19 protein-coding genes and 3 tRNA genes are annotated in these 22,234 nt (G+C 43.0%); 4 read left to right on the top strand and 18 right to left on the bottom strand.

Annotation, left to right across the window (positions count from 1 at the left end; translation table 11 throughout):
• Positions 1-226: 226 nt before the first annotated feature.
• Together mutS and fdxA are read left to right on the top strand one after the other, a co-directional pair.
• On the top strand, positions 227-3,331 hold the full coding sequence (gene mutS / locus A7325_RS07340) for a DNA mismatch repair protein MutS (protein ID WP_082894338.1): 3,105 nt from the start codon (positions 227-229) through the stop codon (positions 3,329-3,331).
• Positions 3,332-3,431: 100 nt separating this feature from the next.
• Positions 3,432-3,755: a ferredoxin FdxA gene (gene fdxA, locus A7325_RS07335; protein WP_068406370.1), complete on the top strand. Its 324-nt coding sequence runs from the start codon at positions 3,432-3,434 to the stop codon at positions 3,753-3,755.
• A gap of 99 nt (positions 3,756-3,854) precedes the next feature.
• Here fdxA and A7325_RS14175 read toward each other — a convergent pair whose 3' ends face one another.
• The 18 genes from A7325_RS14175 to A7325_RS07245 all read right to left on the bottom strand — a co-directional run bounded on the left by A7325_RS14175 (position 3,855) and on the right by A7325_RS07245 (position 20,570).
• Positions 3,855-4,172: a hypothetical protein gene (locus tag A7325_RS14175; protein ID WP_068406368.1), complete on the bottom strand. Its 318-nt coding sequence runs from the start codon at positions 4,170-4,172 to the stop codon at positions 3,855-3,857.
• A gap of 5 nt (positions 4,173-4,177) precedes the next feature.
• Positions 4,178-4,519: a PilW family protein gene (locus tag A7325_RS07325; protein WP_068406366.1), complete on the bottom strand. Its 342-nt coding sequence runs from the start codon at positions 4,517-4,519 to the stop codon at positions 4,178-4,180.
• A complete protein-coding gene (pilV, locus tag A7325_RS07320; RefSeq protein WP_068406365.1) occupies positions 4,519-5,088 on the bottom strand; it encodes a type IV pilus modification protein PilV in 570 nt (189 codons plus the stop codon). The genes A7325_RS07325 and pilV overlap by 1 nt, the downstream gene beginning before the upstream one ends.
• Positions 5,088-5,537, bottom strand: coding sequence for a Tfp pilus assembly protein FimT/FimU (locus A7325_RS07315; RefSeq protein ID WP_068406364.1), 450 nt, complete (start codon positions 5,535-5,537; stop codon positions 5,088-5,090). The genes pilV and A7325_RS07315 overlap by 1 nt, the downstream gene beginning before the upstream one ends.
• Positions 5,538-5,938: 401 nt before the next feature.
• The gene (locus A7325_RS07310; RefSeq protein WP_227514959.1) at positions 5,939-6,394 is read right to left on the bottom strand and encodes a ComF family protein; all 456 of its coding nucleotides are present in this window, start codon (positions 6,392-6,394) and stop codon (positions 5,939-5,941) included.
• Positions 6,395-6,525: 131 nt separating this feature from the next.
• Positions 6,526-6,882: a hypothetical protein gene (locus A7325_RS13835; RefSeq protein ID WP_068406361.1), complete on the bottom strand. Its 357-nt coding sequence runs from the start codon at positions 6,880-6,882 to the stop codon at positions 6,526-6,528.
• 27 nt (positions 6,883-6,909) lie between these two features.
• Positions 6,910-8,349 (bottom strand): phospholipase A, encoded by a 1,440-nt coding sequence (locus A7325_RS07300; protein WP_068406356.1) that lies wholly within the window; start codon positions 8,347-8,349, stop codon positions 6,910-6,912.
• A 394-nt stretch (positions 8,350-8,743) separates the two neighbouring features.
• Positions 8,744-10,903, bottom strand: coding sequence for a protein-disulfide reductase DsbD domain-containing protein (locus A7325_RS07295; protein ID WP_068406354.1), 2,160 nt, complete (start codon positions 10,901-10,903; stop codon positions 8,744-8,746).
• 77 nt (positions 10,904-10,980) lie between these two features.
• On the bottom strand, positions 10,981-11,541 hold the full coding sequence (locus A7325_RS07290; RefSeq protein WP_068406351.1) for a protein-disulfide reductase DsbD domain-containing protein: 561 nt from the start codon (positions 11,539-11,541) through the stop codon (positions 10,981-10,983).
• Between the two features lie 275 nt (positions 11,542-11,816).
• Positions 11,817-12,278 (bottom strand): type II secretion system major pseudopilin GspG, encoded by a 462-nt coding sequence (gene gspG, locus A7325_RS07285; RefSeq protein ID WP_286796058.1) that lies wholly within the window; start codon positions 12,276-12,278, stop codon positions 11,817-11,819.
• A 486-nt stretch (positions 12,279-12,764) separates the two neighbouring features.
• Complete coding sequence (gene gspF, locus A7325_RS07280; protein ID WP_068406348.1) at positions 12,765-13,967, bottom strand: type II secretion system inner membrane protein GspF; 1,203 nt, start codon at positions 13,965-13,967, stop codon at positions 12,765-12,767.
• A gap of 79 nt (positions 13,968-14,046) precedes the next feature.
• Complete coding sequence (locus A7325_RS07275; protein WP_068406345.1) at positions 14,047-15,114, bottom strand: hypothetical protein; 1,068 nt, start codon at positions 15,112-15,114, stop codon at positions 14,047-14,049.
• A gap of 355 nt (positions 15,115-15,469) precedes the next feature.
• Positions 15,470-16,405: an AraC family transcriptional regulator gene (locus A7325_RS07270; protein ID WP_068406344.1), complete on the bottom strand. Its 936-nt coding sequence runs from the start codon at positions 16,403-16,405 to the stop codon at positions 15,470-15,472.
• 465 nt (positions 16,406-16,870) lie between these two features.
• A tRNA-His gene (locus A7325_RS07265) sits at positions 16,871-16,946 on the bottom strand.
• Between the two features lie 39 nt (positions 16,947-16,985).
• Positions 16,986-17,062 (bottom strand) — tRNA-Arg (locus A7325_RS07260).
• Between the two features lie 108 nt (positions 17,063-17,170).
• Positions 17,171-17,247: transfer RNA gene (locus A7325_RS07255), tRNA-Pro, on the bottom strand.
• 242 nt (positions 17,248-17,489) lie between these two features.
• Entirely contained in the window at positions 17,490-19,109 is a 1,620-nt protein-coding gene (locus tag A7325_RS07250; protein WP_082894337.1) for an McrC family protein, read from the bottom strand.
• A gap of 18 nt (positions 19,110-19,127) precedes the next feature.
• Complete coding sequence (locus A7325_RS07245) at positions 19,128-20,570, bottom strand: McrB family protein (protein ID WP_227514958.1); 1,443 nt, start codon at positions 20,568-20,570, stop codon at positions 19,128-19,130.
• 337 nt (positions 20,571-20,907) lie between these two features.
• On the opposite strand from A7325_RS07245, the gene A7325_RS07240 reads away from it, so the two are divergent.
• Both A7325_RS07240 and A7325_RS07235 read left to right on the top strand, forming a co-directional pair.
• Positions 20,908-21,663 (top strand): DUF4442 domain-containing protein, encoded by a 756-nt coding sequence (locus A7325_RS07240; RefSeq protein ID WP_068406341.1) that lies wholly within the window; start codon positions 20,908-20,910, stop codon positions 21,661-21,663.
• 74 nt (positions 21,664-21,737) lie between these two features.
• The gene (locus A7325_RS07235) at positions 21,738-22,232 is read left to right on the top strand and encodes a RidA family protein (RefSeq protein WP_068406338.1); all 495 of its coding nucleotides are present in this window, start codon (positions 21,738-21,740) and stop codon (positions 22,230-22,232) included.
• The last annotated feature ends 2 nt before the right edge of the window (positions 22,233-22,234 follow it).

Genomic DNA, 22,234 nt, shown 5'->3' with positions numbered 1-22,234 from the left:
GTCATTATATATGGTTATGACGCCGATGGATACAAGGGCAGCGAGTAGATATTTGCCGACGTAAAAAGGTCGCTGAACGTGTTAAAATAGTGCCTATATCCTTCATTTAGCAGCTGTTTCGCGATATCAATAAACGCAAATAACTGCCAACCTGCATCCCTGATTTATTCTAAAAAACAGCCATTGTTTCTAAGCAAACCCAATTAAGCAACATAAGAGATTCTGCATGACCGTAAAACCATCCGCGAAAAACCCTAACGCTTTAATATTTGATACATCTAAAACCTTAAAAGCTAAGCACGTAAAAACTGAGCATTTAAATAACGATCAGTTGCTAATCGGCGATGCTATTTATCATTTAGCCGACCATACGCCGATGATGGTGCAATATCTAACCATGAAAGCCAACTATCCACAAGCGCTACTGCTGTACCGGATGGGTGATTTTTATGAGTTATTTTTTGATGATGCTAAGCGCGCGGCGCAGATACTCGATATCACGCTCACTCGCCGTGGTACGGATAAAGCCGGCAATACCATTGCGATGGCAGGTGTACCGTTTCATGCGGCTGATAGCTATATGGCGCGGCTCATTGCAGCTGGGCAGACAGTGGTCGTTTGTGAGCAAATTGACGAGTCAGTTACTAGCAGCCCGTCCAATACACCGACAATGGGCGATAAGCAAAAGAAAGATAAAAGTAAATCTGCAACCGGCACTATCATGCGCCGTGAAGTAGTTAAAACCCTGACTGCCGGTACGATTACTGATGACGCCTTAATTGCACCCAACCACACCCCGACTGTCGTTGCCATTGATATCGAAACTCCTAAATCGAACAGCAAACAACCTATGCAAGCTGCTATTAGTCAAATGGATTTAGCCGCTGGAACCCTAACCACACAAACACTCAGCGCGCCTCATGGTGATATTGAAGGTTTGCAAACTCAAATACTGACGGTGCTGGCACGTTTTGCGCCGAGTGAATGTATTATTAGCGAGGTGCATGGAAACAGTTTTGACAGTAGTGGTAGTAATGGCGAAGATTGGCTGCTGTGGCTACGGCAAAATCTCGACTGTCCTATTATCGAAGTTGCGGCTAATGACTTTCATCGTGAGCATGCCAGCGAGACGCTTTGCCAGCAGTTTGACGTCCAACGCCTCGATGGACTTGGTATTAATGACTCGCCACTTGCCCAATCTAGCTGCGCCGCCCTTATTCATTATGCACGGCAAACCCAGCAACGCCACGTGCCACAAGTGAATCAGCTTATCGTTGAATATAATGATGATTATTTAATCATTGATGCCAATAGCCAGCAAAATCTTGAGCTGTTTACCCCCGTTAGTAGCAATGGTACATCATTAATATCAGTGCTCAATCATTGTCAAACGCCGATGGGACGTCGTTTACTCATGCAGCAAATGAAGCGCCCACTGCGTCAGCATTCACGTATTAATCTGCGCTTAGATGCAATCACTAGCCTTTTGCAGTCAGACAATAATTTTGGCGAAAATAAGCAGGTTAATGAAAATTTAGAAAAACATTCATTGGTCAGCAGTTTACGTGAAACCTTAAATGCTATCGGTGATATCGAACGTATCAGTAGCCGTATCGGTCTAATGAGCGCCAAACCGCGTGACTTGCGTAAATTGGCTGATGGTATTGCTAGTAGCAAGCTGCTTAATACCCTACTGAGCAATGCAGGTATCAGTCATAAGCGAGCAGGATTATTGCCCATGCTGATGCAGCAATTGCCAGACCAGCTACCGGCGGTGCAATCTGTCGCCGAGCTGATTGAGCGTGCCATTATCGCAGAACCGCCGGCGCATATCCGTGATGGTGGTATGCTAGCAGTTGGTTTTGATGCTGAGTTTGACCGCCTCACCCACTTACATGACAATATCCAAGTAACGTTAGATGAGATGCTTGAACGCGCGCGTCAAGACTACCAATTACCTAGCTTAAAAGTAGGCTTTAATAAAGTCAGCGGTTTTTATTTTGAACTGCCCAAAATGCAGGCAAAAAATGCCCCTGCGCATTTTATCCGTCGGCAAACGCTCAAAAGCAGCGAGCGCTTTATTACCGATGAGTTAAAAGCAGTCGAAACCGAATATCTAAGCGCACAAACATTAGCATTGACTCGTGAAAAACAGCTGTATAATGAACTATTGACCATATTAGGCGGTCATTTAGCGGAACTACAACAGCTGAGCGCGGCTATCGCGCAGATAGATGTGCTTAGCAATTGGGCACAGCTTGCGACCCTTTATAATTGGCAACGTCCAGTCATGAGTAATGATTCACAAGATGGCAATTATTCGAAAAATGGTAGCCAAACCAGTATTGATATTAAACAAGGTCGTCATGTCGTTGTCGAAGCGGCGCTCAACCCCGCCAACATTAACAATACTACTCAACAGAGCAGTACGAAACCTAGCAGCCATTTTGTCGCCAATGACTGTGCGCTCGGCAGCGATGCAGACCCTGAAAGACTTCTGATGATTACTGGCCCTAATATGGGTGGTAAATCCACCTATATGCGCCAAACTGCACTCATTGTTCTACTTGCGCATTGCGGTAGTTTTGTCCCAGCATCAAGCGCTCATATTGGTGATATCGACCGTATCTTTACTCGTATTGGCTCAGCGGATGACTTAGCAGGTGGCAAATCGACCTTTATGGTTGAGATGATTGAAACCGCGAATATCCTTAATCAGGCGACCAATAAATCGCTGGTACTAATGGATGAAGTCGGACGCGGCACCGCAACTACGGACGGTCTAGCAATCGCTCATGCTTGTGTCAATCGATTGGTCGAGATTGGTTGCCTGACATTATTTGCCACCCATTATTTTGAATTGACGCAATTGGTCAACCCTGCTGAGAGCCAACACGCCAGCATTCGTAATGTGCATGTCGCCGCCAGTGAAATCGATGGTCAACTACTACTACTCCATCAAATCCGCGAGGGCGCAGCAAGCTCTAGCTTTGGTTTACATGTGGCAAAAATGGCAGGGATTCCTACGCAGGTATTAAATGATGCCAAGCGCTATTTAGTAGATAACTTAGAAACTGAGAGTACCAAGACCATTGATGATAAAAATGAATTAGCTAAGTCGTTAAACGATAAACAGCAGCAAAATCATTACAATGAAGTAGAAAAACCAAGCTTACGCGACAATGTTCAACCTCAATCGATAAGTAATATTCCACAACAAAATCAATTGTTTAGCTTGCAAGATGAACTGACAGCAATTAATCCTGATAACCTGACGCCAAAGCAGGCGCACGATTTACTGTATCATTTAAAGGAAATCATTAGTCATTAAAGGGATTTGTCAAATAGTGGCAAAAGCGCTAAAATATGTCTTATTTTCAGCTATAGTACTTACAATTGTACTTTGCCAAACCAATAACAGGTAGACCACTATGACCTTTGTCGTTACAGATAACTGCATTCTTTGCAAATACACCGACTGTGTGGAAGTCTGCCCTGTGGACTGCTTTTATGAAGGCCCGAACTTCCTTGCTATCGACCCTGATGAGTGCATCGACTGCGCGCTATGCGAGCCTGAATGCCCTGCCAATGCGATATTCTCAGAAGATGAAGTACCAAAAGGCCAAGAAGTGTTTATTCAATTGAACGAGGAGCTGGCGCAAAAATGGCCAAACATCACTGAGATGAAAGGTCAGCTGCCAGAAGCGGCGAAGTGGGACGGCGTCGAAGGTAAGATTCAGTATTTAGAGAAGTAGCTAGTGTTTTAAAGCCGAACAACGTTGAGACAATAAAAAACCACCTATCTATTATTTAGATAGGTGGTTTTTTATGGCAAACGAATCTTTATAAGGACTTTAAGGTAATACCACACATGGCGTACCTTTAGGAATATTACATTCGATACGCGCGTTAGAAGGCGCTTTTGTAATTGCTTCAATCTTTTGCCAAGTGTTTAATGTCCAACCTGTAGCATCCGTAATAGATTGACAGGAATTCAAGATTAGTGATCTTGGAGTTGAAGCAGAGTCTTCATCGTTTAATACAATGAAAACTTCGTTACCATAGCTTTTTACTTCTGATAGACAAGCATTAACTTTTGCTTTATTTGAGTAAACCTGATACGCAGGTGTAGCAATGGCTGCTAATATGCCAATGATAGCAATCACTATCATCAACTCTATGTTCCACCCATTTTAATGCCATTCATATTGTTTTTAGATTTATCTGTTTGCGAGGCACTAACTAGACTAGTATCACTGGTCATAATCACACCAGCTAAAGGAGTGAAAGGGTTATTGGAGTCCGCCATACCTAAATTACTAAGCCTGATACTTTTCTCAATATTTTGAATACCAAAAATACTCGCTTCTAATATATCTGTACCACCGGACTGCACGCTACTGGTTTTTATACTTGTGAGATAAACCTGCATAACTGCTGCTGATATGAGAAGCCCTAGTGTGAGGGAAATCATGAGTTCGATTAATGAAAAGCCATCTTGAGTATGTTTAGCTTGCATTAGTATGACTCCATGATCAAACAGTCAGAACCTGCATAATAGACGCCAGATGTATCAGCACAAGCTTTATTACTGTCTGTATTAGCACCAAAGACTGGTTTAGTACCACTCCAGGAAGTAATAATACAGTGGCGTAATTGTTTGTTTGCTGTACCAGGACAAGTAACCATATTTAATAAAACACCATTATCACAGGCTTTTTGCATGGCATTCGAGCTATTATATTTTCCTAGTTCCTCTGCAGTGCATAAATCATTATCACAATTTTTTGTGACACTCGCAGCTTTATATGCTGCAACAGCAGTACAATAATCTTTTGTATCAGATACACTGCCTAAAACACTTTGAATATCCTGTTGATAAATTAATATATTGTCAGGATTCAATCGTAAGTCTTCAGATAAACCACGCATTACTGTATTGGCCTTGGCAATTAATACACTATCATCTGTGGCTTTCACTGAAACCATATTTAATGCGCTGAATCCTAAAACCGCAACCGCTAATAATAATAGAGCTACCATAACTTCTATTAATCCTACACCACTTTGAGAGTTTGAATTCTTCATTAACATGTTCCTCCCAATTTAGTAGTGATATTAGCGATTTTATTAACCTCAATCTGGCGCGGCGTCGCATTATTACTGCTATCACAGATTGTGTAAGTACGTGCCGTGTTAACCCGTTTACTTGGCTCAAAGACAATAGTTACGGGTGTGTCTGGCTTGATAGTACTTTTAACGTTATAACTATAATTTGCGATAGTGTTTGAATCAGGGGCAGTAATCGTAATCACTTTAGGTGTGCTAGTATTGTTATAGCTCAAAGTAAGGTTCTGCCGACGAATAATGCTTTCAGCTTTCGCTTCTTTTAACGCATTAGCCAGTGTAGCAGTCGTCGACTTTACGCGCTGATTGGCAAGCTGAGTACTGATACTAGGTGCAGCAATACTGACAATAATAGCAAGCACGGCAATCGTTACCATCAGCTCAATCAGGGTAAATCCTGAGCTGGTCATTTGTAACTTTTGTGCTACCTTATTCGTAGATGCGTTCACATCAAATCCCTATCTATAGCTGTCATTGTCTTTGATAAATGCTAGGTCTGTCATAGTAATAATTACCGTACCTAGCCCTTCTAAAATCTATTCTCAGCTTATTATTTTTTAACTATATCCATTAAGATACATGCAATTTTTGTTCCAATAGAAACAATCGTCATACAGTAACGATACTTTTGTCCAATGTATTTTTTGATTTAAGCGTTTAGAACACGAATCGGAGTTATGGGATTTTATTTAAACGATAAAAATCGAAATATGTAGGTAAAATGTGTCAATAATATAACGTTAAGGCAACATATTAGCAACATAATAGTTATTTTAAATGAATAGAAGCAATTTTTTGATAGGAACAGATTTTACAATTGACTGCCGTGTGCTAACGCATAGGCTGATAGATGATATTGATGAGAGTTCTTAGAATTAATGACTGACAAGCCTGTAGATTGACTGCTTAAAGCATGACCTAATGCTTGTAGGCTAGCACCTGTAGTCGCGACATCGTCAAATAATAATAAGCGTTTAACCGGAGGGTTTTCGCTTAAAGCAAAGGCGTTTTCTAAGTTGGTTAAGCGTTCGGCACGTGTCAGCCCTTGTTGACTGATAGCATCATCGATACGTTCTACGCCTTGCCAAAGTGGAATGTGCCAATGCTTAGACAATTGCGCGACTAAAATACTGACCGGGTCAAAACCTCGTTTAATAAGGCGTTGCTCCGTCGTCGGCATCGCAACAATGACACTATTATCCTGATGACAGCCGTGCGGCCTAGGCAATTGACGTAATACATGTAGCAATAACGGCAACTTGGTCATATCTTCATGATGCTTAAAAGCACGGGTGGTGTTCTAAAAAGTATGCTGGCGATAGAAGTCAATAAGAAATCTATGCTAAGTTCTCTGATTCTATAGGGCTTTCAAGGCTTCAAAAATTGTTCAAGTTTTAATCAGCATACTTTTTGACACACCACCAAAGCACGAATAGCTTGACGTATCGGATAATCGTAATAGGTCGCTGCTTGAATAGAGAGAACAGTACCCGAAGCGATATCAACCTCAAAGGGTTTGGGTCGCCATGCGATACTGTTATGACAATCGGAGCAAAGCAAGCCGCTGTTAAAACGGTTATTAACTTGCTGGCGCAGTTTGGCAAAAAATGAATGCTTATTTGGCGGACTTGGTGAGGAATGAGTTGGTAGGTGTTGTGATTGCGACGCACTGCGATAAAGACGGCACAACTGACAGCGTATGTCCCCATACTCTGCCAGCCATAATCCAGTTTGATAAGGCGCTAAGTGTCGCATCACTCGATGCCCATCGCTGCGTTTATTCTAAAAACCTTTCCAGTCATTTAGCACGATACCAAAACCAATCGAAGTATTTTCATGGTTATAATCAATAATAGATTCGCCATAACCTTGGAATAATTGAATATAGCCGTTGACGTTTTTGGATAATGGATAGACATAGTCGATTTGGGCAGCACCCTTGTTGGTACTCGGATTATAACGCAAAGTACCGCTTAGGCTTTGCTGATCAGGCAAATCATATAAAAATTTGATATCGCCATAGCCCATGTAATCTTCGATATCTGGATTGTCCTCACTGCTAGAGCTCTCGTTATTGACGCGCGCCCATAGACGCGGTATGACCGACAATTTGCCCCACTCTGCCCCTGCCATCAGATAAGCACGGTTCCACGAGCGCGATAAGGGATCATCTTGCCCATTAGAGTGGTGAATCGCACCCGCTCCTAACATGCGCAGACGGCCACCAAAAGGCAGATCAGCTGTGACAGGCTGGGTCAAAAATATCTCTGGCTGATAATCAGTGGCGCGAAATGGTCGTGAGTTGTCTTCGTTATAAACCTGCCAGTGCGACTCTTGGGTATAACCAAACCATAAATCGGCACTGGTATCAAACAAATCCTCCATCACTTTGGTCTTTAGTGACAGCTGGAACTTTAGCTCTGTATTACGGGTGTCGTTAGAGGTAAATTCTTCTTTATCTTGCGACGGCGTGCTTGGTCCTAAATTGGGATCAAAAGTATAAAATAGCGGTAGCAAATAAGTTGGTCGGTGTGGTCTGACTGTCCAGGTACCTCGCTCGCTGTTTTTATCCAAATCATAAGCCAAACTTAACGGCGTGTATTTCTCGATATCAGCTTGGGTGACGCCGACGTTTTCTAATACTTCCGCCTCCCTTTGCGTCAATCCAACCGTATCCAAACTCTCGCCATTACCAGCTTCGTTATTTGCTGTATTATTACTGTTTGCAGAAATGGTGGTATTTTCTTCTACTAGGACAACTTGCGGATTACCAGCAAGGGTACTTTGTAGGGTTTTTGCCAAATCAACTGGTTGTTTAGTCGTGGTGTAACTCGGCGTTTTGCCTTGCTCGGCAACTTTATCAAAACAAGCCAAACGCGCACCACTGGTTTGTACTTGTGTACATTCATAAAACAGTCTTGCTTGTTCGGCGACAAACTCCTTACTAATCACCTTGTCGCTTTGAGCCGCCGCATTTGGATTGACCACGCGCTTATTGTCAACTTTTGCCGCCTCATCAGTATCATACTCAAATGCGATACTCTCTACCGGTAGCTCTTCATAGCTTGGAGTGCCATTAGCGGCGTTGGCTTGTAAGGTAAAACAAGCAAGCGCTGTCCCAACCGCCATGGTTAAATAGCATTTGGACCGCTGACTGTTATTATTTTTGCCTGCTTTGTTAAGCGCTAAAGAGGGACGCTGCGGCGTAATAGGAGAAAACATAAGTGTCCTTTATCTAACTGGCATGAGCGCCAGCAGAGTCTATGAGATAATTGATATAACCATTAGCATGATTGCTAAAATAGAGTAAAAACCAAAGAAAACCAATAAATATGGACGTGTCAGGTAGCCATTACTCGTGGTAATGCGCCTTTCGCAATGTTGCTTTATTGTAATGAAAATAAGGGCACTATACTAGCGTTATTGCGAGCAAATTCTGATGTAAATAATAAGGTAAGTAGTTAAATGAATAGTAATAAATAACGTTAAACCAAGGATTTAGCGTCTATATTAAAAAAGCTATTTAGTAAGATTGAAAAAGCCAACGTCCTATTATCAAAGGACGTTGGCTTTTTAATGGGTAGAAATGATGTGGAATTTATCTACATTTAAACGATTAATTTAGCGCGGTTAAGGTTTGCTCAAACGCTGCGTGCCCGATTTCACCCACTTGCTGATTGACCAATTGCCCGTCTTGATAATACAGCAATGCTGGCGGACCAAATAGTTTATAACGCGCTAAGATTGCTTTTGAATCAGCCGTAGTCTCCGTGATATCAAGTCTGACCAATTGCCAATCTTGCATTTGCGCAGGGCGATTATGAAATAAGTTTTTATCCATAATCCGGCACTCAATACACCATTCGGCGGTGACATCGACCAGCACTTTAGGGTTGGCGGCGACAATAGCATCTAATTCAGCGAGCGTCGTGACCGTCTTATCGGTTGCATTACTGCTGGCTGGTTGACCAGCAGTCGTCTGCATCACTGGCGCGGCGCTTAATGACGCGAGCGGATGTAAGCTGTCGTCATTACCCAATGCGGCGCCGACGATTAAACACGTCGCCCAAATACCAGCGATTAAGCTTAATGCTTGGGTCAACATTCGACCTTTGCCTAGCCAGCTCCATGCCCACATCGCCACGACCATAAACCACAGGGCCCACACTATCAGCATTACAGGCGAGATAAAGACGCGCTCAATTAATAACAACGCCACGGCAAACAGCAGCAAAGCAAAGCCTTGCTTGACCCAGTTCATCCACTCGCCAGCTTTAGGCATGATTTTACCTTGGGTCGCGCCGATTAAGATAAGCGGCGCTGATAAACCAAAACCGAGCATAAATAAAGCGGCAAAGCCAAGGAGCGGACTGCCAATCGTCGATACGGCAAGCAGCGCCCCAAATAAGGGTGCCGAAACGCATGGCGATACCACGAGCGCCGATAAGAATCCCGCAATTAAACTGCCACCCGTACTACCAAGTTTGCTATCCCCCGCTTGGCTTAGACCCTGCATTTTACTACTGATGAATCTTGGCAGACGAATGCTAAATACGCCCAACATATAAAGGGCTAATAAGACAAAAACGATGGCAAACCCAATTAAAATAATCGGATTTTGTAGCCAACCGATAATGCCTAACGATTCGCCAAATACCGCAATGACCGCGCCTAAAATACCATAAGCGATGGCAACACCAATAGCGTAGCTGGTCGTTAAAATAACACCGCGTTTTACCGTTGGATTGTCTTCACGCGCGACGATATTGGCAACAATCGGTAGCATCGGTAACACGCATGGCGTCAATGCCAAGCCCAACCCTGCCAAGAACAATAACACCAATGCCAACCACGGATGCGAAGCTAAGCCAAAAGGGTCACTATTAATGGCGTTATCAACGACAACGGTATTGTTTGTTGCAGTTGTAGCGCTATCGTTTGCTGGCATATTACTTGTGACATTGTCGCCTACAACTTCTTCATCGGCACCAGAGATGGTATTGCTAGTACCAAGCTCTGCATCTAATGCTTCATCATCTAACAAAGCGTAATCAATCACCTCGTCATCTGGCGTAGTTTGCTCTGTAGCAAGACGATCAGTATCAGTCGCCTCTGTAGATGCTTGCGCAGTTTCTGCATTGCTGTTATTGCTCGCAGAAACTGTAGCAGTGCTACTTGAACTATTGGCTGCCGATTGTGACGCAGCAGCAATTTTGACCGTGGTTTTTATTTTCTCCGGTGGATAACAAAGTCCTGCTTTGGCACAGCCTTGCCAACCTATCGTCACGGCGGCATTATTTATCGCCTTGCCATTACTACTCAATATAGTGCTAGCAACCATATTGGCTTGGTCAAATACCAGTACTTTTCCAAAGGTCGGATCATCAATGGAGACAGGCTTTTGGCTAAAGGTAAAAGGCGCGGCGGTCACGCCAGCAGGCAGCGTTAGCTTAATTTGGTCTTTATAAACATAGTGCTCAGGCGTAATGTCAAAGTTAATCGCTAAGCGCGTGCCATTATTGGTCGGTTTGCTGCTACTGCTAACTTGAAACGCTTCGTTAACGGGTAAAAATTTCGGTTGGGTCGCGCTTTTATCACTGCTAAATAAATCGCCCAACCCTGCCGCTTGCGATGCCACTGGCACGGCCATCAGCCCAGTCGCTGCTAGCCCTGCCAATAATGAACCAGCGCTTAAAGCGAACGCCAACAGATAAGATTTTTTTGACGGTTTATTTTGCGTTAATGACAGAGACTTTTCTGCGCTCTTAAGGGACATGAAGGGCTACCTATTATTACCAAAATTCGAATTGACCAATTCACTGTCTGTATGGACTTTTCTATTTACATCATTATTTATTTACGAGCTGTGCCAATATTGACCGTGGTTTTAATTTTCTCGGGCGGATAGCATAAACCCGCTTTAGCACAGCCCTGCCAGCCGATGACAACGGGTACATTTTTGGCGCCTTTACCATTATTGGTACTCAGGGTGGTGGTAGCGATGATATTTTTTTGCGTAAAAACAGGCACTTTCCCAAAGGTAGGATCATTAATAGAAATTGGCGACTGGCTAAAGCGAAATGGCGTCGCACTGATGCCCTTTGGAAAGCTTAGCATCAGCTTGTCTTTATAAACGTAATGGCCGGGCGTGATATCAAAGGTAATCGATAACTGCGTGCCTTTAGACGTCGCTTTGGTAATACTATCTACTTTAAAAGCTTTATCGACTGGCAAAAACTTCGATTGTGCTGCATTATTATTGCCAAACAATTCACCAAGCCCTGCTGCCTGCGCGCTCATTGAAATTGTTGATAAACCTGTCATCAACGAAGTGCTTATAAGCGCCATTGCCAATAGATGAGGTTTTTTAGCAAGGCGTTTATTGATAACTGGGGTGGCTGTTTTGATAAACATAAATAACTACCTTTGATAGCGGGTTTTAAAGGTTACTTTTAACAACTGTTTGTAATGACTTTTAATTAAAAAGGCTAAACGTATATGGTGGCCGTCTGTTTAGCATGGTACTTACTAACATAGTACTTATTTTATGCTTTCATAAAAAATATCAACCAATAAAGCCTTATTGGTTGATATATAGAAATTTTAACGCCGCTTTAATCAGTAAAGTGTTAGAAAATGCTATGTTGCTCAGCGCTAATCACTTTAATCTAATCACTTTAAATCGCAGCTTACAACTGAGCATAAATATCAGCATCTTGCCCTTCGCCGCCTTGCTGCCCATCAGCGCCTAATGAAAATAAATCATAAGGACGACCTTCGCTACCTGGCGCAACATATTGCAACTCGTTTTCCCAACCATCGGTCGGATAGCCACCTTTGATATAACCGCCATCGGGATAGTTTTTGGCGTCAGCAGGCGGTGTGGTTAGGGCTTCTAAACCTTGCGCCGTCGTCGGATAACGTGAATTATCAACTTTGTACATATCAAGCGCATTGGATACCGTTGCCAGCGCCGTTTCTGTGGTTTTGACGCGCGCTTTATCACTTTGTCCGACCACTTTTGGTACGACTAGACCTGCGAGAATGGCCAAAATCACAATCACTACCATAATCTCAATAAGGGTAAATCCAGACTGGCTATGAGACATTGACGGACGACCTTTCAGAGCAGCGGGCATATTTTCATTCATGTTTTCTGCCTGCAACTTATCGTCATTCCTAGCGTTTTTTGGCATGGTATCTACTTGCATCGTGTCAATTATAGTCATCGCTTTGGTCATCGCTTTTGGTATCAGGTGATATAAATAATGAATGTACTGTTCAGAGCGTTTTAGTGGGTTGGCTTTAGATTAATGAACCCTCAACCGTTTATCACTATAAACCATGCTTTTATTTTTATCCAGCGCTGCAATGGATTGTTATGAATATCTACTTTTATGGATACATGCCGTGAAATGTTGGATAACCGCTATCCTTTATACTAAGCAGTTTATAAGCAAAGCTTTTGACTGGCGCTTACTATAGCCTAATGACTGGCTGCGCTCTAGTAAAAACATACCGTTGTCAACAATCTACAACACTAAGCAAGGCTTAAGAAATTTAGCGGAAGCTTTAGCAAGATAAAGGTAATGGATTTTGAGCCAGCTACAGAGAAATTAACAAAGCTTAAGCGTTTACTAACCTGCCAAATCATTCATATTCACTATCGGTAGCATCACTGCCATGACAATAATCATGACCACCACGCCCATCAATACCAACATGAGCGGCTCAAGTAACGACAGCAAGGTGCTGATAAAGTTGGTCGCTTCGGCTTCTTGCATATTGGCGGCGCGGCTGAGCATATTTTCAAGCTCGCCTGAGTTTTCCCCACTTTTAATCATTTGCACCATCATTGGCGGAAAGTAGGTAGATTTTCCTAACTGACTCGATAAGCTTGAGCCTTCGGTGACTCTATCGGCTGCGGTGATAATGGTTTTTTGAATGTGTAAATTGGTCGTCACCGCCGCCCCTATATGCAGCGCTTCAATCAACGGTACCCCTGAGCGCACCAATATCGCAAGCGTACTGGCAAAACGGGCCGCATTAAGCCCTTTTGATAAGCGCGCCAATATCGGTAGTCTCAGTACCATACTGTCTATGGCTAATTTGCCTGCTTGGGTTTGCGCAAAGCGATAAAACAAAAACGCCGCCCCTGCCAATACCAGAAGCATCAACCACCACCACTGGGTAATGATATTTGATAAGTTCAGGACGATTTGGGTAATCAGCGGCAGCGCTTGCTCAGATTGCTCAAAAACTTTGACAATCTTGGGAACCACAAAGCTCATTAGCCCCATAATGACCCCGACTGCCATTACCATTAATACAATTGGATAGACCATCGCCCCTTGGATTTTCTTTTGTAGGGCAAAACGGTTTTCGGTGTAATCTGCCAACTGATTAAGGATTAAATCTAAATGACCGGACTTTTCCCCTGCCGCAATGGTGGCGATATAAAGCGGCGGAAAACTAGCGGCTTGTTGCAGGGCGCGTGCGAGGCTTAAACCTTCTAGCACATGCGAGCGCACGGCAAGCATTAATGATTTAATATGGGTTTTTGGTGATTGTTTGGCGACGGCAGCCAGCGTTTCCTCTAAAGGAATACCGGCGGCAAGTAATACCGATAATTGACGAGTCAGCAGTGCTAATTCATAAGCCGATGGTTTTTTATAGCGGTTTTTACTTTGGCTTTGTCGGTCATTGACGGCGGTGACTTCGACGGGCGTCCACTGTTTATCACGCAGCTGCTGGCGCACTTGCCGCGCAGAATCGCCTTCAAGTAAGCCTTTTTGGACACTGCCATGGTCATCTAACGCTTTATAATGATAAGCGGGCATAGCAGCAAATATCCTAAGGTGAGCAATTTAACATGCTGATAAACAGAAGTTTTACAATAGATTTTAAAGAGTAAAAGTCTTAAAAAAGCGGCGTAGAATCACTGCTATCTGGCATTAAACCTTGTAACAGTAAAACATCTAGATGCTGTTGTTGCAATTTTTTATCAAAATCATTGACTTCAGCAATCAGCATGCGCTCGATACGCTTGTCACTGGCGAAGACGCTAAGGCGCGCGCAAATAACGGCCAATTGATAAATACGTTTTTTGCAATAACCATCCAAGCCTTGTAGCAGTCTTACCATATGTGGCGTCTCTAAACTAGCGTATTCATAGTCGCTCACGACCTGCGGACCAAGTGCGGTAACCCCATAGCTGATAGACAGATGAGCACAAAAATAGCAGCTAAATAAGTAACCAACTACATGACCAATATAATAAGCGCGGTCATAGGTAAAACTACTGACGCCAAAATGACCAAGCACATAACTGTTTAAGCTGCCTTGATCTACAATAGGCTTGTCATGTTTGAGCTTACCAACGGTAGGGAAACGCAGTGGATTATGACCATCTTGTGTCGTCAGCTGCCAACCGGCGGGCTGCTGTGCGGGCATATGACGCACGATATCTTCGATAATATCATCGACCACGTGCAACTGTTGCCATAAACGCTCTAGCCCATCGGTATCCATCAGACCACGTTTATCAAGCTGCTGCGCCAGTAAATATTGCTGATATTCTGCAAACTGCGTTTTTAGCGTTTGCACCAGATACGTAGGACGAGTAGCGGCGGAGGCCATATATAGCTGGCGTGTGCGCTCATGCTGACGACGATAAAGCGCTAACCGCTGCGTGGCGACATTGGTTTCGCTGCTGTTCGACTCACTGCTGCTAAGAGTATTTAGACTTGCTTGCTCAACGCCTAATTCAACATTTGACTCAGTATTTGATAACGTAAATAACGCGAGCAGCGCCGCTTTATCAAGCGCAGGCGTAATATTGGTTTTTTGCTTGTTTTTTGCCGTACGCGGTTTATTTTTCGCCTTACTTTTTACGTCTTTTTTATCAGCGTTGCCCGTCGGCGTAGCGGACGCAGTAGTACGCTGGCTATTTGAAGTCACGGTTGGCTTAGCGGTTGGTTCAGTCATAAAATACCATTAGCTGCAAAAATAAACTTTGCCCAAGTTATCCTAAATGAATAGTCTATCAGCGTTTAAAACCAACTACTTATCGATAGCGGCCAGCAGACAGTGCCATAAAATGCGCTAAAATCTCACTACTACGCTTGGGCAAAACATGACTCTATAGTACCTTAACCTAAGTGCATTGTCAGCTAGCCATCGCCGAAATACTCAGTATCGAAATCAGTGATAAAGGTGATGGTAAGTAATAGTTATGGTAAAAGGCGGGAGTTTTAATTAATAATGAGCATCGAGCAAAAAAGCGCTAAGGCCGATAAATAGCCTGAGCGCTTTTTAAAAAGGTATAGCAGTTAACAGCTAATTAAGAGAGCGTTTGTTGTTGATACTGCTGCCGATAAGCTTTAGGTGAGATGCCGTAAACACGCTTAAACGCTTGGCTAAAGGTTGAATCCGAGGCATAACCGACCAAACCGCTAATACGGCTGATACTGTTTTGCTGCAAACGCAAATAACGCGCGGCCAAGCGCAAGCGATAATCCATCAAATAGGTCAACGGCGGTATACCAACGACCTCTTTAAAGCGCTGAGCAAAGCTTGAGCGTGACATGCCTGCTACCTCAGCAAGCTTATTAATGGTCCAATTTTCGCTTGGCATCTCATGCATCGCAACCAGCGCTTTGGTCAAAAACGGATCCTTCATCGCTTTTAGCCAATTCTCAGTGGCTTCAGGCAGACTTTCAATATATACCCGCAAACATTCAATCATCATAATACTTGCCCAATGATTGATCACCGCGGTTTTACCCATGCGCTCGTGCTCAGCCTCTAGCGTCAGTAGCCTAATCTCAACATCAATCACCTCAAACCGGCCATCATCTTCATCATTGACTTCCGGCAGAATCGATGGCAGTACGGACAATAAAGGCCGAATCATCGCCTTATCATACTTACACTCGATTAATATCAATGACGCTTCAAAATCACCGTCACCCTTTAAATCCAGCGTATGATCTTTACAGCTCGTCAATAACTCATCTAACGGCTGCGCCTCATCACTATAATAATTTAGCGCATAACTCACGTGCTGATGCGCGCTTGGAATCATAATCATGTCACCGGCGCGCGTTTCTCGTGGGCCATTGCCGACGTCGATACAAAAACCACCCGACATCACCAAATAAAATAAAATCGTATCTTGCCTAGTGAGTGAATAAGACCAATTGCCCGTCACATTTAATCGATAATACTTCGTTTCGAATAAATGTACATTTTGTAGCAACACGCTTAGTGCGTCCATCCATCACTTCCTCAATCATGGGTAATTAATATAGAAAAATTTAAAAATAGAAACAAAGCACTGATGACTGCAAAATCTTTTAAAATAATGGGGCAAAAAATTTTATTTTTATTTGATAGGCATTTTATTTTGGATAAAATCAAAGCAAAAATTTGAATAAGAATATCGAGTAAATAATTTAATGTGATAGCTTAATTGAACAAGGCTTAACAAATGATAGAACAATCGCGAGCCTATCTATCATAAGAAAAATAGCGAAAAAAGGCTAGCAGATGTTTAAACATTAAATGCCTAGGAAGTTTATAACTTATTAGAATTAAAACAGCAGGCTAGTTCGCATATCATCATAACTTAAAAAGTATGCATTGATATAAAACAAACAGGCACAAAAAAATGCCAGTAAAGGCAAGCAGTGTTATTTTGATATTTTTGAATTTAATAAGGAAGGAGATGCAGAATAAAATATGGGGCGACTGATGGGACTCGAACCCACGACAACCGAGATCACAACCCGGGGCTCTACCAACTGAGCTACAACCGCCATAACTATTGCCTGATAAGGCAAGATTGACAGGCTAAATGGTGCGCCTGGCAGGATTCGAACCTGCGGCCACCTCCTTAGAAGGGAGATGCTCTATCCAGCTGAGCTACAGGCGCTCTTAGAGGACTTTTATATATTTTGATTGGTTTATCATATCAGAAATATCTAACATAAAAACAATATCATCATACATAAAAAAAAGCCTGTAAGGCTCTTTAAATAGATGGTCGGAGTGATAGGATTCGAACCTACGACCCTCTGGTCCCAAACCAGATGCGCTACCAAACTGCGCCACACTCCGAAATTCTCTATTATCTCGATAATTTGTTACTTAACTTGTTGTTGGTAATACCGCTAACTTGTTAATGTTCCTCGCTATCGAGGTGCACATATTAAGGGGTAAAGCCGATTGTGTCAACACCTATTTTTGATTATTTTAAAGAATCGTTAAATTCTTTCAAAAATGCGCCATTTTTATAACAATGGCGGCGTCGCAACGTTGGTTTTTTACTGACCTTAATACTACATTGCCAACAGCGCTTATTATACTACATTCAAATCTGGAAGCAAGTCACCGTTTACTTTTCCGGTCAGCACATTAAAGGGTATCAGCCATAATTTGGCATGATTGGACGGCTTTTTGTAGCTTTTATCATTGTCTGCGTCATTATAAGCTTGTTGCTGGAGCAGGATTGGTTGTCTGCTATCGTCCTGTACCGGATAAACCAGCCAGCCCTGCTCGGCGTGATAAGCCTGCGCGTAACTGCTCAACTGATAGGCGTCGCCCGCACTTATCGCCCCTGCATGCGGTAAATGCTTCCATTTAATATCAATCACATGGCTATAATTGCCTGATTGGGGTGAGTGAGCAGAGGTATGCGTTTCTGATTTTACGTCATCCTCACCCAGCGCTTTAATGTTAGGTCCAGTCTGCAAATGAGCACTTTTATAAATCAATAAATCAGGACGAATGGACAAACACGCCTGCCCTTTTACATCATGTAGCCACACTCGCTGTGCTTGAAACAAAGGCTTATAAGCCAAATCAATTTGCTGAAACTGGGCCGCTATGCGCAGGCTTGTCCATTGCTCGAACGCTTGATTCATATCAATCAATAAACATAGGCGCGGTTGTGCGGCGTTTTGCTTGGCTAATGTTTGCGGCTTAATGCCATTGCCAGTATGAGCGTCAGATTGCTGCAAGAGCCAATAAGCTAAGTCCAATAACTGCTGCGCCGCTTGTAATTGCTGCCGAGATAAAGGCTGCAGTGCCAATTGCCGCTTTGCTTGCTGATAAAAAGACTCAAGCCGCTGCAACTCATAACGACTTAACACTGCTACTTGTCGCCACTGCTGTAATGCGGGCAGTGACATTGATGGCGGAGATAACGGAGTAAGTAAATTCAGCGCGCTTTTAATCAAGCGATTACACAGCATCTCTTGGCTCAGTACACTGCTTTCACAGACAAACTTATGCGGCTGCATGCTGTTATGGCGTAATTGCTCTTTAATCAGCAAACGACCTTGTAACGCTGCTTGGTTATGGATTTTCGCCTGATAGTGCTTCGTCGGCTGATAATGCGCCAAACGCTGTAAAAACTGCGCAATCAGCCAGTCAGATAATGGCATTGCTTTAGTCGGTAGCGCTGCTAACTGATTGCTAAATTGGCCAAAGTTTTTTGTATTAGGAAGCTTATTTTTATCATGACTGCTGGTTAAATCTGCCAGCATATTCTGCACCCATTGCCGCGTTTGATTGATGTCATTGGTTTTAGCTAAACCGTATGGCTGTGACGAATTATGTTTGCTAGACGTTTTTGCTATTAACTTGGGCAACATCTCAAGTGACATCCCACTTGGCAATAAAATAATACCAATATAATGGCCGACTTTTAGTTGCCATTGTCCTTGCTGACGTTTAATGCTAAAAACGGCAAACTCTTGCACCATTAGCCAATGAAAGTCCGCTACGTGCGCAAAATCATGGGCTGTTAAACGTTGATGCTCAAACACCGTAATAATATTAGCATTAAGTGCAGCCGCATTGACGTTATTAGCAATACTCGCACTATTACTATTGGCACTATTATTATTGCCACTATTAACGTTATGATTAATGTCGCTGCCTATCGCTTTGCTCTCAGACTGTAATACTCTACTCATCACAAGCTAGCCACCTTGTTAATATAAACGCTGATAGACAAACGGCTTGGCAAACTCAGCAGTATTATTGATTAAATCGGCATTAATTTTATAACTGCCACTACTCATAGACTGGCCGAGCAATGAATGCTGGTCGGCAAACATTGGATTTGAATTATTAGGACTGACTAAGTTATTGGCATTATCAAACAGCGCTTGGCTATCTTGTATAAACTTCGCGCTTAGGGGCTGCTGCTCATCTTGAAAGATATATTGCAAAACAGTGACTTGCCCGCCCGCTGCTTGTGCCAATTGCGGAATGATTTGTTCAATCAGTGCCGTTTGCAAGTGCTCAAGACTGTCTACTGACCATAAAAACGCATGACCTAATTGTGCCTCTGCACCAAGGGTTTGCGTAATACGGTGATTTAAACCGGTTAAGAGTTTCGCCAAATCTATTGTTTCTTCTGACTTAAACGCTTCTGTATTATCAGCTTTTAAGTCTTGATTGAGATAAATAACAGGTAATAATTCCGACTGCGGCGGACAATCAATAAAGCGAAAACGCCGCCGTAATGCCATATCAAGCGGCGTTAATGAATGGTCTTGGGTGTTCATGGTGGCATAAATATCAACGTTGGCAGGGACGCTAAAGGTTCGCCCTGAATACGCCAAATTAACCGTCATCGCATTTGCCATGCTAGCGCGTTTATCGGGTTCAATCAAACTTAATAGCTCGCCAAAGACCCGTGACACGTTAGCACGATTGACCTCATCAATCAGCATCGCATAACGCTGCTCAGGATTATTGGCAGCGCGTTGGCACAATTTCAAAAACGCGCCATCTTGCACGCTATAACTCATTTGAGATGAGCTGTTTTTTGTATGATCGGACGACGCCATCACCGGGCGGATACCTTCGACAAATTCCTCATAACCATAGGCTTGATGGAAGCTAACCATACTAAAGCGCTGCTGGCGGAACTCTTGATTTTGGCTATTATTCTCACGCTGCGCCTGCTGAAATTCCGTTAATTGCTGCGCTAAATCGCTTAACAACTCCATGCTTTCTGGCAGTAAATACCATGCCCCGCTATTGTCTTTATCAAAATAGGCTTGGCTGGCTCGGTTTTTATAACTCACCGTTTGCGAACTCGTAGGCGTATGCATTTGCAGCACAGACCAGGCGGTATTGCTTAAGTTTTTATCGCGCGCATTTTGCGCCGCTTTATTGACAAAAAACTCATGATTGACAATTTCTGGTACCTTGACCAAGTCCTGTTTTTTCGACTTAAAATCCAAAAATATTAAGCAAACCACGTCACGCCAGCTTAACGGCTGCAAAAGTTGTCTCAATAATTCTTTGTCATTTATCTTTGGTAAGCAGTCAGTATATTGCTGGGCGATTTGGAGCAAGCGATAGGTTTTACCTGTACCAGCAACGCCTGTATAGATGATATTGGTTGGTTTGGAAGGAGACATATTTGGCATGACCTTATCTAGCATGGCATTATCGAACATGAGAAAAAAACGGCAAAATAGTTGAAATGTGCTAAAACCTGACGATTATAACGTGGCTCGCTAAAATTAAACGAGCTAACAAAAATGGCATTATTTCTCATACCTAAGATACCGTTACGTTAGTCATATTTTATACGCGCGGCAGTTCATGTTAATAATGGTAGCGATACGGCACTTAATGTACCATAACTAAAATAGTTGCTAAGATAAAAGAATTCGCTAACTTATCAATCATCTCAATATTTTTTATCGCACTAGTAAAACACTGTAAATCCCACTTTAAATTGAGGAATGTTGTATGTCAGGATTATTAAAAAAACTCCCTAGCAAACTGAGTAGCAAACTACCAGCCAAAGTTTCTGACAACACCAAAGTGCTAGACGAAAAACCAAATAGCACGCTAAAACCCATCAGCAACCAATTTACCAAACTGCTGTCTGTCACCAAGTTTCTGCCTGCGGCCGCGCGCGCCAGCATTTTATCAAAAGCCTTTGGTAAAGTTGTGCCGTACGTGGGCACAACAGGTATTTATTATGAAAACGTCGATCCCAATCAAGTGGTGGTCAGTTTAAATAATACCAAAGCGGTACAAAATCATATCGGCTCGGTTCATGCGGTTGCTATCACCTTACTTGCGGAAACCGCAACAGGGTTTATTTTGGGTTTAAACCTACCCTCTGACCGCGTATTATTGATTAAATCTTACTCGGTGAATTTTTATCGCCCGATTAAAAAAGGTCAAATCGCCGCGGTGGCATCATTATCTGACGAGCAACGCTTGGATATTTTAAATACGCCAAAGGGTGAGATGGTCATACCGTGCGTGATTCATGACCGCGAGTCAGATAGCGACCGTGACCCTATCGTCGTTGAGATGACGTGGGCTTGGATACCCAAATCTGAGCTAGAAGCACGCCGTCAAGGTAAAGCCGCTAAAGCGCTAGAAAACAAGCAAAATGACAATGAAAAAACCAAAGATGAGCAATCTAAGTCTGAGCAAGACGAGAGTGAAGCAAGCAGCAAACACTCAACGCTAGAATTAGAAAGCAATTAATTTTAATTTGCTAGAGAAGCAAATAGCTACCAAAAAATGGATTTAGAAAACATTACAATAACAAGGAGACAAGTATGTCTAGATATATCAATAAACTGACGACTCATTTATCTAAAGTAGTGCTGATTAGCGCCTGTTCATTAGGCTTAGGTTTTGCGGTTACGGCCAATGCCGCGCCAGCGACCAATAACGCAACCATTACCAAATCTAGCCCAGTATTTCTCGGCGACGGCGGTAACTATCCGTTTTCGGAAGCGGTACGGGTCGGCGATACGCTCTATATGTCAGGACAGATTGGTTTTAAAGACGGCAAATTGGTCAAAGGCGGCGTCAAAGCGGAAGCCAAACAAGCGCTCGATAATATCCATGAAACCTTGTTAAAGTACGGCTACCAAAAATCAGACATCGTCAAATGTATGGCGATGCTGACTGATATGGATGACTTTGATAACTTTAATAAAATCTATAAATCAGAATTGGCTAAGCCTTATCCGGTACGCTCAGCTTTTGGTGTCGCAGAGCTTGCAGCGGGCGCAAGCGTTGAAGTTGAATGTATCGCCGCGAAATAGCA

Source organism: Psychrobacter sp. SHUES1, from assembly GCF_001652315.1.
Classification (GTDB): Bacteria; Pseudomonadota; Gammaproteobacteria; order Pseudomonadales; family Moraxellaceae; genus Psychrobacter; species Psychrobacter faecalis.
The sequence above is the reverse complement of the archived record's forward strand: the minus strand, read 5'-3'. Positions and strand labels throughout refer to the sequence as shown.

Excerpts from the sequence above, each read along its gene's own strand:
- gspF (WP_068406348.1), bottom strand. The coding sequence starts at position 13,967 with ATGCCCGCTTATCATTATAAAGCGTTAGATGACCATGGCAGTGTCCAA.
- A7325_RS07295 (WP_068406354.1), bottom strand. The coding sequence starts at position 10,903 with ATGTCCCTTAAGAGCGCAGAAAAGTCTCTGTCATTAACGCAAAATAAA.
- A7325_RS07300 (WP_068406356.1), bottom strand. The coding sequence starts at position 8,349 with ATGTTTTCTCCTATTACGCCGCAGCGTCCCTCTTTAGCGCTTAACAAA.
- A7325_RS07240 (WP_068406341.1), top strand. The coding sequence starts at position 20,908 with ATGTCAGGATTATTAAAAAAACTCCCTAGCAAACTGAGTAGCAAACTA.
- A7325_RS07315 (WP_068406364.1), bottom strand. The coding sequence starts at position 5,537 with ATGACCAGCTCAGGATTTACCCTGATTGAGCTGATGGTAACGATTGCC.
- A7325_RS07275 (WP_068406345.1), bottom strand. The coding sequence starts at position 15,114 with ATGACTGAACCAACCGCTAAGCCAACCGTGACTTCAAATAGCCAGCGT.
- A7325_RS14175 (WP_068406368.1), bottom strand. The coding sequence starts at position 4,172 with ATGATAGTGATTGCTATCATTGGCATATTAGCAGCCATTGCTACACCT.
- A7325_RS07310 (WP_227514959.1), bottom strand. The coding sequence starts at position 6,394 with ATGACCAAGTTGCCGTTATTGCTACATGTATTACGTCAATTGCCTAGG.
- pilV (WP_068406365.1), bottom strand. The coding sequence starts at position 5,088 with ATGAAGAATTCAAACTCTCAAAGTGGTGTAGGATTAATAGAAGTTATG.
- fdxA (WP_068406370.1), top strand. The coding sequence starts at position 3,432 with ATGACCTTTGTCGTTACAGATAACTGCATTCTTTGCAAATACACCGAC.
- A7325_RS07270 (WP_068406344.1), bottom strand. The coding sequence starts at position 16,405 with ATGGACGCACTAAGCGTGTTGCTACAAAATGTACATTTATTCGAAACG.
- A7325_RS07290 (WP_068406351.1), bottom strand. The coding sequence starts at position 11,541 with ATGTTTATCAAAACAGCCACCCCAGTTATCAATAAACGCCTTGCTAAA.
- A7325_RS07235 (WP_068406338.1), top strand. The coding sequence starts at position 21,738 with ATGTCTAGATATATCAATAAACTGACGACTCATTTATCTAAAGTAGTG.
- gspG (WP_286796058.1), bottom strand. The coding sequence starts at position 12,278 with ATGAATGAAAATATGCCCGCTGCTCTGAAAGGTCGTCCGTCAATGTCT.
- A7325_RS07245 (WP_227514958.1), bottom strand. The coding sequence starts at position 20,570 with ATGTCTCCTTCCAAACCAACCAATATCATCTATACAGGCGTTGCTGGT.
- A7325_RS07325 (WP_068406366.1), bottom strand. The coding sequence starts at position 4,519 with ATGCAAGCTAAACATACTCAAGATGGCTTTTCATTAATCGAACTCATG.
- mutS (WP_082894338.1), top strand. The coding sequence starts at position 227 with ATGACCGTAAAACCATCCGCGAAAAACCCTAACGCTTTAATATTTGAT.
- A7325_RS13835 (WP_068406361.1), bottom strand. The coding sequence starts at position 6,882 with ATGCGACACTTAGCGCCTTATCAAACTGGATTATGGCTGGCAGAGTAT.
- A7325_RS07250 (WP_082894337.1), bottom strand. The coding sequence starts at position 19,109 with ATGAGTAGAGTATTACAGTCTGAGAGCAAAGCGATAGGCAGCGACATT.